Below are 11,975 nucleotides of genomic sequence, written 5' to 3'. Positions count from 1 at the left end.
CTCGGCCGCGCGGCGGAACTCGGCGAAGCGCGACGGCGTGCGCGGCTCGGCCGCCTCCGCCCGGAGCGCCGCCTCGGCGCGCGGCTCCGGCTCGGCGCGGGCATCGGTCCGGGCGAGGTTGGCGAGCAGGTCGCGCAGCGGGCCGGTGGTCATCCGCGGGGCGCTCGCGTGGGCTGGGGTCTGGTAAGCGGAATCGGCCACGGCCGCACCTCCTCGGAACTCCGGGGGAGCAAACGCCGATCGTGGTTAACGGTCGGTTAAGGTCCCGCCGGATCGGCCGCGGATCGTGGCGACGCCGCCTCCGGGCGAGCGTGATTCAGCGGCTCTCAACTATCATTCCGGGCTTTTCGCGAGACGACGGCCGGGAACAGCGTTCGTTAGCCGCCGGTCCGTCATGACGAGGGCATCGACACCCGCGAAAGGACAAGGTCGTGACGGCCGCCCTGAGCCTGGTCAAGCGCCGCGTGAACCGGATCGCGGTCCGGAATGCTGCGCCGTATCTCGCCGCGACGCTGCTCGGTGCGGCGGGGCTCGGTCTCTACACGGTTAACGAGACGGCGGGCCTGTTCGCGGGCGTGACCGTCATGCTCGTCGGCTTCCTCGTCATGCTGTGAGCGTCACGGCAGGCCGGATCCGGCGTCACGGCTTCGCCGGCCGGCACTGCGTCTCGGGCTGGTCGATGCCGAGGGTGTCGAGGGGCGTGCGCTGGTGCAGGTAGCCCTGCTCGGGCGCCACCGCCACCAGGGCCTGCGGCTGGACCAGCAGCATCGGCTGGCGCAACTGGTGGTCCCAGGGGCGGAAGCTCAGCGGCACGCCCTTGTAGGCCGGCAGCGTGAAGGCCGGGTCGACGAGGCGGGCGGCCAGCGCCGCGGGCTCGACGGTCCTGGCCTGCATCGCCGCCTCGCCGACCGCCCGCACCGCCGCCCAGACCTGATAGTCGAGCGGGCGCATCAGCCGGTCGGCGAAGCGGCGGAAGCGGTTCTGGGCCTGGGCCGCGCCCCAGACCTCCAGGGTCGGGTGCCAGGTGACCGGGGTTAGCCCCTGCGTGCCGGCGACCGGGCGCGGGTCGGCGGTGTGGAACGGCACGTAGTCGCCGAAATCCCCCGCCTCGTCGGCCACCACGGCGACGTCGTAGTCGAGCCCGCGGGTGAACACGAGCGCCTCGGCCCGGGTCGGGGTGTCGCCGCGCGCCCGCGCCAGCGGGCCGAAGGTCCAGGGCCGCTCCGCCGCGATCTGGAGCCCGAACTTCTTCGCCGAGCGCTTCAGCGCCTCGGCCCAGAGCCGGTCGCCCTCCCCCGGCCCGGTGATGAGGAAGAGCTTGCGCCAGCGCATGAAGGCGAGGAACTGCGCCAGGGCGTCGGTCTGCATCGCCCGGCTCGGCACGACGTGGAACACCTCGGCCCGGCAATCGGCGCCGCGCAGGCGGTCGTCCGGGGCGGCGGCGTTGAACAGCGTCACGCCCGATCCCTTGAGGGCGTCGGCCACCGCCAGCACCTCGGCGGCCGGCAGCGCCAGGACGATGAAGCGGATCCCCCGGCCCGCCAGTTCCTTCGCGGCCGCGGCCGGCTCCTGCGGCGGCGCTCCGCCGGGGCTGGCGGTGGCGAGCGCCACCTCGTCGAGGACGAAGCTCTGCCCGGTGAAGCGGCCGGTGGTGTTGCTGTCGCGCACCGCCAGCCGCCCGCCGGCGGCGCCCTCGTCCTCCGGCGCGGCCTGGGCGTCGTAGGAGGACGGCGCCGGGACCGGGCGATGGATCAGCCCGATGCGGACCTCGCCGGCTCCGGGCTGCGCGGGCTTGTCGGGCTGGGCGGTCTCTCCGGGCTGCGCGGGCTTGGCCGCGGCGGGCGGCTCCTGCGCGGCGGCGGGGGCGAGGGGAGCGGCCAGTGCCGGGAGGGCGGCGGCGAGGGCGAGGGCGACGGGGACACGCATGCGGCGCGAGGCTATCGCGGTTGCGCCGCCGGCCTCAACCCGACTTTGGCCCTGCGGCGGATCGGAAATCGCCGGCGGCCCGCCTTGCCGGTGCGGGCTTCCCCCGCTATAAGCCCGCCCGCGTCCGCCAGACACCCTTGGAGGCACGGACGCGGCGACGCCGAAGGACAGGCCGCTCTCAACCGGGCGGCCTTCGGCGTTTGAGCCACCACAATCGAATCTGAAGGATCACGCCATGAGCGCCGTGAAGTCGCTTGAGGCCGTGGCACGCGACCGGGTCGGCAAGGGGGCCGCCCGGGCCGTTCGTCGCCAGGGCCGCGTTCCCGCCGTCATCTACGGCGCGGGCCAGGAGCCGCAGGCCATCTCGCTCGACGCCAACCAGACCAACCACCTGATCTACGGCGGCGGCTTCCTGACCACCGTGTTCGAGATCGCGGTCGGCGGCCGCAAGGTCCGGGCGATCCCGCGCGACTACCAGCTCGACCCGGTGAAGGACTTCCCCCTCCACGTCGACTTCCTGCGCGTCACCGCCGGCCAGACGGTCGAGGTCGAGGTCCCGGTGCATTTCGCCAACGAGGACGAGGCCCCGGGCCTGAAGCAGAAGGACGGCACGCTCAACATCGTGCTGCACACCGTCACCCTGGCGGTCGAGCCCGACGCGATCCCCGACGGCCTCACCGTCGACCTGACCGGCAAGGACATCGGCGACGCGATCCACGTCTCCGACCTCGTGCTCCCGGCCGGCGCCACCCTGGCGCTCGATCCGGAGGCGACCGTCGCCACCCTGGTGCCGCCGACCGTGCTCGGCGCCGAGGTCGAGGCCGAGGAGGCCGCCGTGGCCGAGGCCGCCCGCGCCGAGTCGGCCGAGGAGAAGGCCGCCGAGGAGGCCGAGGCCGCCGAGGACGCGTCCAAGGAGTGATCCCGGCCGGGCGGTCCTCCGCCCGTCCCACATCCGGCGCGATCCGACCTCCGGGCCGGGTCGCGCCGTCGTGTCCCGAGAGCCGCCCGCGGCTCGCCACTGGAGCCTTGGGCCCGCCATGCGGCTGTTCGTCGGCCTCGGCAATCCCGGGTCCCGCTACGCGGGCAACCGCCACAACATCGGCTTCCTGGCGCTGGACGCCCTCGCGCGCCGGCACGGCGCGGCGCCGTGGCGTCGGCGCTTCCAGGGCGAGGCGAGCGAGGCGGTGGTCGGCACCACCCGGGTGCTGCTGCTCAAGCCCGGCACCTACATGAACGAATCCGGCCGCGCCGTCGCCGAGGCGCAGCGGTTCTACAAGATCGACCTCGCCGACGTGGTGGTCTTTCACGACGAGCTCGACCTGCCCCCCGGCAAGCTGCGGGTGAAGCGCGGCGGCGGCAACGCCGGCCACAACGGCCTGCGCTCGATCACCGCGCAATCGGGCAACGAGTACTGGCGCGTGCGCCTCGGCATCGGGCATCCCGGCGACAAGGCGCTGGTCCACGCCTACGTGCTCAACGACTTCGCCAAGTCGGAGACGCCCTGGGTCGAGGACCTGTGCGACGCGGTCGCCGACCACGCCGCGGTGCTGGCCAAGGGCGATGACGCCGGCTTCCAGAACAAGGTCCACCTCGCCATGGCCGGCCGGGGCTGGGACGAGATCAAGCGCGTGGGCGAGCGGCCCGCCTGAGATTCGGGATTGATGCGATGGGCTTCAAATGCGGCATCGTCGGCCTGCCGAACGTCGGCAAGTCGACCCTCTTCAACGCGCTGACCCAGACCGCGGCGGCGCAGGCGGCGAACTACCCGTTCTGCACCATCGAGCCGAACGTCGGCGAGGTCGCGGTGCCCGACCCGCGCCTGGACGATCTGGCGAGGATCGCCAGCTCGAAGGAGATCATCCCGACCCGTCTCACCTTCGTCGACATCGCCGGCCTCGTGCGCGGCGCCTCGAAGGGCGAGGGCCTCGGCAACCAGTTCCTCGCCAACATCCGCGAGGTCGACGCCATCGCGCACGTCGTGCGCTGCTTCGAGGACGGCGACGTCACCCACGTCGAGGGCAAGGTCGACCCCGCCGCCGACATCGAGACGATCGAGACCGAGCTGATGCTCGCCGACCTCGACAGCCTGGAGAAGCGCGTCGTCGCCCTGGAGAAGAAGGCCAAGGGCGCCGACAAGGAGGCCAAGGAAACCCTCGACCTCGTCCAGCGCGCCCTGCCCTTCCTGCGCGACGGCAAGCCCGCCCGCCTCGTCGCCCGCAAGCCCGAGGAGGAGCGCCTGTTCCAGTCCCTCGGCCTGATGACGGCCAAGCCCGTGCTCTACGTCTGCAACGTCGAGGAGGGCTCGGCCGACAAGGGCAACGCCCATTCCGAGGCGGTCTTCGCCCGCGCCCGCGCCGAGGGCGCGAAGGCGGTGGTGGTCTCGGCCAAGATCGAGAGCGAGATCGCGGTGCTGCCGCCCGCCGAGCAGACCGAGTACCTGGAGGCGGTCGGGCTCGACGAGCCGGGCCTCAACCGGGTGATCCGCGCCGGCTACGACCTGCTCGGCCTCATCACCTACTTCACGGTCGGGCCCAAGGAGGCCCGGGCCTGGACGATCACCAGGGGCACCCGCGCGCCCGCCGCCGCCGGCGTCATCCACTCGGATTTCGAGAAGGGCTTCATCCGCTCCGAGACGATCGCCTACGCCGACTACGTCGCGCTCAAGGGCGAGGCCGGCGCCCGCGAGGCCGGCAAGCTGCGCCTGGAGGGCAAGGACTACCTGGTGCAGGACGGCGACGTGCTGCATTTCCGCTTCGCCAACTGACGGACCGGCGGCGCCGGGAACCGTCCGGCGTCCCGGCGGATGTCGGAGGATGGAACTCCACCGCCGCCACGATTGGGACCTGACGCCGGCCGAGGCGGTCGCGCTCCAGCGCCGGCTGGCCGCCGAGGTGGTGGCGGACCGCCCCCTCGACCTCGCAGGGGTCCGCCTCGTCGCCGGGGTCGACGTCAGCGTGAAGGACGGCCGCTCCCGGGCCGCGGTGGTGGTGGCGACCTTCCCCGACTTCCGGGTGGTCGAGACCGTCACGGCGATCCGCCCGACGCCGTTCCCCTACGTGCCCGGCCTGCTGAGCTTCCGCGAGGGGCCGGTGCTGGAGGAGGCGTTCGGGCGCCTCGCCGCCTCGCCCGACGTCTTTCTGTTCGACGGCATGGGCACGGCGCACCCGCGCCGCATCGGCATCGCCAGCCACATGGGCCTGTGGCTGGAGCGCCCGACCGTCGGCGTCGGCAAGACCCGGCTGTGCGGCCGCCACGGGCCGCTGCCCGAGGAGAAGGGCGCGCACGTGCCGCTCGTCGACCGCGGCGAAACCATCGGCGCGGTGGTGCGCACCCGCACGGGCAAGAACCCGCTGTTCATCTCGCCCGGCCACCTCGCCGACATCCCGGGCGCCGTCGCCCTGGTGCTCGCCTGCGCACCGAAATACCGCCTGCCCGAGCCGATCCGGCTGGCGCACAAGGCGGCGGGGGACTTCTGATAGCAACGGCCCAAGACGCTGACGCATCGGGGACTCCGCTCATGCGTGTGGAGCCTCCGGCTCCACCGCGCGGGCCGGTGATAAGAACTCCGGAAGCAACCTTCCGGAGTTCTGATCGTTTCGAGGTTGTGCAACCTGGGGGCGCATATCTCGCGGGCAACTATCCGGTCCGGCGCGACCGGTGGAATACTCGGATGTCCCTGCGTCCTACACTTGGAAACGACTTGGTAAAGTCTCGCTGAAATGGTTGGCGTGTCTTCGATTCGGCCTGTTCTCGCGCGGGAGAACCCGCCGGCCGCCTCACGCGCCGATCGGTCCATGCGACTCACCCTCAGAACCACCCTCGCCGCCCTGTTCGGCTCCGTCGCCCTCGTGGCGGCCGGGCAGGGCGCGGTCTCGCTCGTCGAGATGTCGCGGATCCGCCGCGGCGTCGAGGAGGTGGCGCGCCACTGGCTGCCGTCGGTCGTCACCGTGAACGAGATGAACGTCGCGGCGAGCCAGGTCCGGCTCCGGCAGTACCGGCTGGTCACGTACTCGCCCGACGCGGCGACGCTGGCCGAGAACCGCCGGTTCTACGAGGCGGCGCTGGCGGCGATGGCCGAGGCGCGCCGGGCCTACGAGCCCCTGATCGGCTCGGCCGATGAGCGTGCGATCTACGCCGAGTTCTCCGGGCTGTGGCGGCGGTACGAGGCGGCGAGCCTCGATCTGGTGCGGATGATGGAGGCCGGACGCCAGCCGGAGGCCCTCGCCGAACTCGCCGGCACCCGACACTTCAAGCTCTATTCCGAGGTCCGCGAGAGCCTGCGCCGCGACATCGCGTTCCAGCAGCGCAGCGCCCAGGGGGAGGCCGACAAGGTCATCGAGAGCGTGACCGGCAGCACCTGGTCGGCGGTCCTCGCGATGGTGTTCGCCATCCTGGTGGCCCTGGGCGGCATGGCGTTCTGCACCCTGCGGATCTCGCGGCCGCTCACCCGGATGACCGCCGCGATGGGCCGGCTGGCGGCGGGCGACGCCGCGTCGGCGATCCCCTACCGGGAGCGCGGCGACGAGGTCGGCGCGATGGCCGCCGCGGTCGAGATCTTCCGCGACAACCAGATCCGGGCGCACCGGATGGAGGAGGAGACCGCCCAGGCCCGCCTCTCGGCCGAGGCGCAGCGCAAGGCGGTGCTGCGCGGGATGGCGGATCGGTTCGAGGCGGCGGTGGGCGGCATCGTCGGCACGGTCTCGTCCTCCGCCGCCCAGTTGCAGGCGACGGCCGGGAGGATGACCGCCACCGCCGCCGAGACCGCCGGCCGCTCGGCCACCGTGGCGGGCGCCGCGGAGGAGGCGGCGACCCATGTCGGCACCGTCGCGGCGGCGGCCGAGGAGCTCGGCGCCTCCGTCGGCGAGATCGGGCGCCAGGTGTCCGGATCCGCCGACCTCGCCCAGGCCGCGGTGTCGGAGGCCGACCAGACCATGCGGCTGGTCCGGGAGCTGAGCGTGGCCGCGACCCGGATCGGCGACGTGGTCGGGCTGATCTCCTCGATCGCGAGCCAGACCAACCTGCTGGCGCTGAACGCCACCATCGAGGCGGCGCGGGCCGGCGAGGCGGGACGCGGCTTCGCGGTCGTCGCCGCCGAGGTCAAGGAACTCGCCGGCCAGACCGCCATGGCCACACAGGAGATCTCGACGCAGATCGGCCAGATCCAGGGAGCGACCGGGCAGGCGGTGGGCGCGATCGACGGCATCGGCGGGCGCATCCGCGAGATCAGCACGGTGTCGGCCTCGATCGCGGCGGCGGTGGAAGAGCAGGGCGCGGCGACCTAGGACATCGTCCGCAACGTCGCCCGGGCGGCGACCGGGGCCAGCGACGTGACCGGCACCATCGCCGGGGTCGCCCAGGCGGCGGACGAGACCGGCGTAGCGGCGGGCCAGGTGCTCGGGGCCGCGTCCGAGCTGTCGCGCCAGTCCGAGGCGCTGAGTGCCCAGGTCGGCCACTTCCTCGCCGACCTCCGGGCCGCCTGAGCCCCGCCGGCCCCGGGACTTGACCTCGGGCCCGGGAGCGTCATGGTCCGGCTCCCGGGCAGGGGTGCGCAACGCCCCGCCCGCGGCAGCCTGCGCCACCGCCGCGACGGTTTCCCGATGATCCGCATCCACTTCGAAGACCTCGTGCCCGGCCTCGTCCTCCCCTGCGGGCCGATCACCGTGACGCGCGACGAGATCGTGGCGTTCGCGCGGGCCTACGATCCGCAGCCGTTCCACCTCGACGAGGCGGCGGCCCGGGGCAGCTTCGTCGGCCGTCTCATCGCCTCGGGCTGGCACAGCTGCGCCCTCGGCATGCGGCTGATCGCCCGGGACTTCATCCTGCAGGCGAGCTCGATGGGCTCGCCGGGCATCGACGCGGTGCACTGGCTGCGCCCGGTCCTGCCCGGCGACGCCCTGACCCTCACCATGACGATCGCCGAGGCGCGGCCCTCCGCCAGCAAGCCCGACCGCGGCCTCGTGCGGGTGACGGCCGCGATGGCCAACGGCGGCGGCGAGACGGTGATGACCCAGGAATTCTGGGTGATGTTCGGCCGCCGCGGCGCCGCCCCGCTGCCGGCCAGGACCCTGCCGCCGCGCGAGCCCGGCCCGCCGACCTTCGCCTCGGAGGCCGGCTTCCCGGCCGGGGGCTACGACAGCCTCGCGGTCGGGGCGACCTACGATCTCGGCGGCTACCATTTCGGCCGCGACGAGGTGCTGGCCTTCGCCCGCGCCTTCGACCCGCAGCCGTTCCACGTCGACGAGGCGGCGGCGCGGCAAAGCCATTTCGGCGGCCTGTGCGCTTCGGGCTGGCACACCGCGGCGGGCTTCATGAACCGCCTCGTCGCCGCCCGCGACCTCGGGCGGCGACAGGCCGAGGCGCGCGGCGGGCCGGTGGCGGCGGGCGGACCCTCGCCGGGGTTCCGCAACCTCAAATGGCTGCGTCCGGTCTATGCCGGCGATACGATCCGCTTCGCCATCACCCTCACCGACAAGCGCCCCTCCGCCTCGCGCCCGGGCTGGGGTCTCGTCCACCACGCGGCGAGCGGCCGCGACCAGCACGGCGACGAGGTGTTCCGCTTCGACGGGGCGTGGTTCGCGCCGCGGGAGTAGCGCACGGTCCGACCGCGTGGCGACACGGTACGCGACCGTGGCAGGCCGTCACGCCTGGATGGGAGACGGCGTCCGGATTCAGCTCTTGACCGCGCCGGCCGTGAGCCCGCCGACCATGTAGCGCCGAAAGACGTAGTAGATCGCCGCGGGCGGCAGGGCGTAGATCAGCCCCGTCGTCATCAGCAGTTCCCACGGCGAATCGTCGGCGGCGAGGAAGCTGCCGAGGGCGACCGGCAGGGTCACGTCGGTGTCGCGCGACAGAAGCAGGAACGCGAACAGGTACTCGTTCCAGGCCAGCAGCAGCGCGTAGACCCCGATCGCGACCAGCGAGGGCGTCATCAGCGGCAGGTAGACGTACCGGAAGAGCTGCGGCGGCGAGGCGCCGTCCATCACCGCCGCCTCGTCGAGCTCCACCGGCAGCTTGTCGGAGGCCTGCTTCAGCACCCAGATCGCGTAGGGGCTGGCGATCGTCACCATGGCGAGGATGAGCGCCCACTTGGAGTTGAGCAGCCCGTAATTCCCCATGGTCTTGTACATCGGCACGGCCAGGAACGCCGCCGGGATGAAGTAGGTGAACAGCGCCATGTTCATCACCGTCCGGCCGCCGCGCACCCGCAGCCGGCTGATCGCGAACGCCGCCGAGGTCGCGACGAGGAGCGTCAGCACGCCGGTCGCGAAGGCGATCAGCGTCGAGTTCCAGAGCTGCTGCCAGAAATGCGACAGGAAGTAGTGCCGCTGCCCGAACACGGTCTCGAAGTTCCTGAGCGTCGGATGCTCCGGGAACAGCGCGCCCGAGAGCGCGTCCTGCTTGGGCGAGATCGCGAACAGCACGAGGTGGTAGATCGGGATCACGGTCCAGAGCAGGACCGGGATGCCGACGAGGAGGAGCTTCGCCTCGGTCCCGGCCGCCTTCAGCCAGCCGGCGGCGGAGCGGGGCGCGGGCCCGGTGGCGGCGCGGGGGGCGGCAGCGACGTTCGCGCTCATTTCGAGAGCCTCCGCATGAGCACGTAGACGAGCGGCAGGATGAACGGCATCGCGCAGACCACCGCCGCCATCGAGTGGTCGATCTGGTCGAGCCGCAGGTAGCGGATGCCGAGGGTCGCGAGCACGTGCGTCAGGTCGGCCGGGCCGCCGCCGGTCAGCAGGTAGACGCTGTTGAAGTCGCCGAGCGTCCAGATCATCGAGAGGATCGTGCAGGTCACGTAGAGCGTCCGCATCGACGGCCAGGTGACGTGCAGGAACTTCTGCCACCGGGTCGCGCCGTCGACCGACGCCGCCTCGTAGAGGTCGGACGCGATGGCGAGGCGGCCGGCGAGCAGGATCAGGGTCCAGAACGGCAGCGACTTCCAGATGTGGACCGCGATGGCGAGGCTCAGCGCCAGGGTCGGGTCGTTGAGCCAGTTCGGGCCGTCCTCGCCGGTGAGCCGGAAGATGGTCTGGTTCACGACGCCCCATTCCGGGTTCAGCATGAACCGGACCGAGAGGATGGTCGGGATCGACGGCACCGCCCAGGGCAGGATGAACAGCACCGACAGCCAGCGGATCCAGCGCCGCTCGTGGGTGAAGAACCCCGACAGGCCGAGCGCGATCGCCATCTTGATGTTGATGCCGACGATCAGGAAGACCAGCGTGTTGACGACGGCGCGGGAGAAGATCGGGTCGGCCGCGAGATGGGCGTAGCTCGCCGGGCTGCGGGCGAGCCAGAGCCCGTAGCCGACCGGGTAGATCACGAAGAACAGGAAGACCAGGAGGTAGGGCGCGATCAGGATCGCGCCCCAGGCCTGCCACGCGCTGAGGCGGAAGGGCTGGGACGCGGCGGCCGGTGCGGCGTCGGCGGCCGTCACTGCGTGCGTTCCCGACATCCTCGGTCTCCCTGAAGGGGCCCGCCCAGGCGGCCCGGATGAAGCGTTGGCCGGCGACGGGACGCCTCGCCCCGTCGACGACCGGGAGCGGGACCCGAACAGGCGATCGGGTCCCGCTCCCGGCGGCTGTCTCGTCGGTGTCCCGCGCGGACGCGGCGATGCGTCAGGGCGCGGCGATCTGCTTGACGCGGGCGAGCATCTCGTCGGCCGCCTTCTCGACCGGGACCTTCTCGCTCACCACCCGGTTCATCGCCTTGGCGAACACGTTCTCGTTGTTGACCAGCGTGAACTTGTAGTTCTTCACGTAGTCGAACGGCTCGGTGCCGGACTTGAACTGGTTGTAGACCGCCTTGCGGTGCTTGTCGGCCTGCCAGAACGGGCTCTCGACCGAGGCGGTGGTGACCGGGAACCAGCGGCCGATCGCGCCCTCGACGTAGGGACGGAGGTTGTCCTCCTCCATGATGAACTTCACGAACTCCTTGGCCGCGGCCTTGTTCTTGGCGCCCGAGAAGACCACGCCGTGCTTGACGTCGGCCCGGTAGGTCATCGGCTTGCCGTCCGGCCGGTTCGGGAACGGCGCGGTGATGATGGTTTCCTCGTAGGCCTTGCGGGCGGCCTCGCGCTGCTCGGGCGTGTTGTTCGGGTTGATGCTGTCCTCGTACCACTTGCCGGCGATCGAGATGGTGAAGTTGTGGGTCATCACCGTGGTGCGGTTGTGGAACGCGACGTTGTTGTCGGGGTCCTTCCAGGTCGTCGCGGAGGGCGGGACGCAGCCCTTGATGTAGGGGTCGGTGTAGTCCTTCAGCGCCTTGACCAGCCCCTCGCGGGTCTTCGGATCGTCGACGGTCAGCTTGCCGTCGTTGTCGACGAGCTTGGCATCGTAGGCGTCCATGAAGGCGTAGAACGACTGGAAGCTGTCGGTCGATTCGACGCCCATTGGCGCGCCAATCCCGTAGATGCGCGAGCCCGACGCCTTGCGGTAGGCGGGCTGGACCTTGTCGCACCAGAACGACCAGTACTCGGCCCAGTTCTGCGGGATGTCGGCCTGCTTGAAGCCGGCCTTGTCCAGCATGTCGCCCCAGATCTCCGTGTGGAGCGTCTGGCGCTTCATCGGGAAGCCGTAATAGGCCTTCTTGCCGGTCTGGCCGTTCATGAGCAGCATGTGCTCGATCGTCTGCGGGGCGAAGCGCGGCATCATCGGCTGGAGGATGTCGCTGAGATCCTCGAGCTTGCCCTCGTAGGCCCACTTGCCGGCGGCCTGGTTGTTGTAGGTGTCGGAATAGCCGACGTCCGGCGGCGAGCCGGAATCGAGTGCCGCCACCGTCTTGGGGATCATGTCCTGAAGCGCGTATTGCGACAGCTCGACCTTGATCCCGGTCTTCTGCTCGAACTTCTTGATCGTCGCCCAGAGGGACTCGTCCTCGGAGCGGTAGAAGCCCTTGCTGAACCAGACGGTGAGCGTCTTGTCCTGCGCCAGAGCCGGCATCGCGGCCAGCACCCACGCGCCCAGCGACAACGCGCCCGCGATCCCACGCCTCATCGGTGTCCTCCCGTCCGCCTCGTTGATCGGGCGGCTCCCTGGTATATCACCACGGGA

General features: G+C 71.6%; 11 protein-coding genes and 1 pseudogene. 7 read left to right on the top strand and 5 right to left on the bottom strand.

The features are described 5' to 3' along the window. A partial coding sequence (locus EOE48_RS23555; RefSeq protein ID WP_148239799.1) for a hypothetical protein occupies positions 1-201 on the bottom strand: 201 nt, incomplete at its 3' end. A 230-nt stretch (positions 202-431) separates the two neighbouring features. Between EOE48_RS23555 and EOE48_RS23550 the strand changes: the two genes are divergently transcribed. Further along, on the top strand, positions 432-614 hold the full coding sequence (locus tag EOE48_RS23550; protein WP_127733325.1) for a hypothetical protein: 183 nt from the start codon (positions 432-434) through the stop codon (positions 612-614). A 25-nt stretch (positions 615-639) separates the two neighbouring features. Here EOE48_RS23550 and EOE48_RS23545 read toward each other — a convergent pair whose 3' ends face one another. Further along, the gene (locus tag EOE48_RS23545) at positions 640-1,926 is read right to left on the bottom strand and encodes an ABC transporter substrate-binding protein (RefSeq protein ID WP_127733324.1); all 1,287 of its coding nucleotides are present in this window, start codon (positions 1,924-1,926) and stop codon (positions 640-642) included. A 235-nt stretch (positions 1,927-2,161) separates the two neighbouring features. Between EOE48_RS23545 and EOE48_RS23540 the strand changes: the two genes are divergently transcribed. From EOE48_RS23540 to EOE48_RS23515, 6 genes and pseudogenes are all read left to right on the top strand, one after another. Further along, positions 2,162-2,845, top strand: a complete 684-nt coding sequence (locus tag EOE48_RS23540; protein WP_127733323.1) for a 50S ribosomal protein L25/general stress protein Ctc — start codon at positions 2,162-2,164, stop codon at positions 2,843-2,845. 118 nt (positions 2,846-2,963) lie between these two features. Continuing rightward, positions 2,964-3,575 carry an aminoacyl-tRNA hydrolase gene (gene pth / locus EOE48_RS23535; RefSeq protein WP_127733322.1) on the top strand — a complete coding sequence of 204 codons (612 nt, stop codon included), beginning with the start codon at positions 2,964-2,966 and terminating at the stop codon, positions 3,573-3,575. Positions 3,576-3,592: 17 nt separating this feature from the next. Further along, complete coding sequence (gene ychF / locus EOE48_RS23530) at positions 3,593-4,690, top strand: redox-regulated ATPase YchF (RefSeq protein ID WP_127733321.1); 1,098 nt, start codon at positions 3,593-3,595, stop codon at positions 4,688-4,690. 49 nt (positions 4,691-4,739) lie between these two features. Next, positions 4,740-5,402, top strand: coding sequence for a deoxyribonuclease V (gene nfi, locus EOE48_RS23525; protein WP_127733320.1), 663 nt, complete (start codon positions 4,740-4,742; stop codon positions 5,400-5,402). Positions 5,403-5,720: 318 nt separating this feature from the next. Beyond that, positions 5,721-7,406 (top strand): annotated as a pseudogene (locus EOE48_RS23520) (methyl-accepting chemotaxis protein). A 117-nt stretch (positions 7,407-7,523) separates the two neighbouring features. Beyond that, a complete protein-coding gene (locus EOE48_RS23515) occupies positions 7,524-8,516 on the top strand; it encodes a MaoC family dehydratase (RefSeq protein WP_127733331.1) in 993 nt (330 codons plus the stop codon). Between the two features lie 78 nt (positions 8,517-8,594). Here EOE48_RS23515 and EOE48_RS23510 read toward each other — a convergent pair whose 3' ends face one another. From EOE48_RS23510 to EOE48_RS23500, 3 genes are all read right to left on the bottom strand, one after another. Further along, entirely contained in the window at positions 8,595-9,500 is a 906-nt protein-coding gene (locus tag EOE48_RS23510; RefSeq protein WP_246154750.1) for a carbohydrate ABC transporter permease, read from the bottom strand. After that, on the bottom strand, positions 9,497-10,378 hold the full coding sequence (locus EOE48_RS23505) for a carbohydrate ABC transporter permease (RefSeq protein ID WP_187371521.1): 882 nt from the start codon (positions 10,376-10,378) through the stop codon (positions 9,497-9,499). Before EOE48_RS23505 ends, EOE48_RS23510 begins: the two co-directional genes overlap by 4 nt. Before the next feature lie 163 nt (positions 10,379-10,541). Continuing rightward, positions 10,542-11,918 (bottom strand): ABC transporter substrate-binding protein, encoded by a 1,377-nt coding sequence (locus tag EOE48_RS23500; RefSeq protein ID WP_127733319.1) that lies wholly within the window; start codon positions 11,916-11,918, stop codon positions 10,542-10,544. Between the last annotated feature and the right edge of the window lie 57 nt (positions 11,919-11,975).

Origin of the sequence: Methylobacterium oryzihabitans (assembly GCF_004004555.2) — a bacterium.
In the GTDB taxonomy this organism is placed as follows: Bacteria; Pseudomonadota; Alphaproteobacteria; order Rhizobiales; family Beijerinckiaceae; genus Methylobacterium; species Methylobacterium oryzihabitans.
The sequence above is the reverse complement of the archived record's forward strand: the minus strand, read 5'-3'. Positions and strand labels throughout refer to the sequence as shown.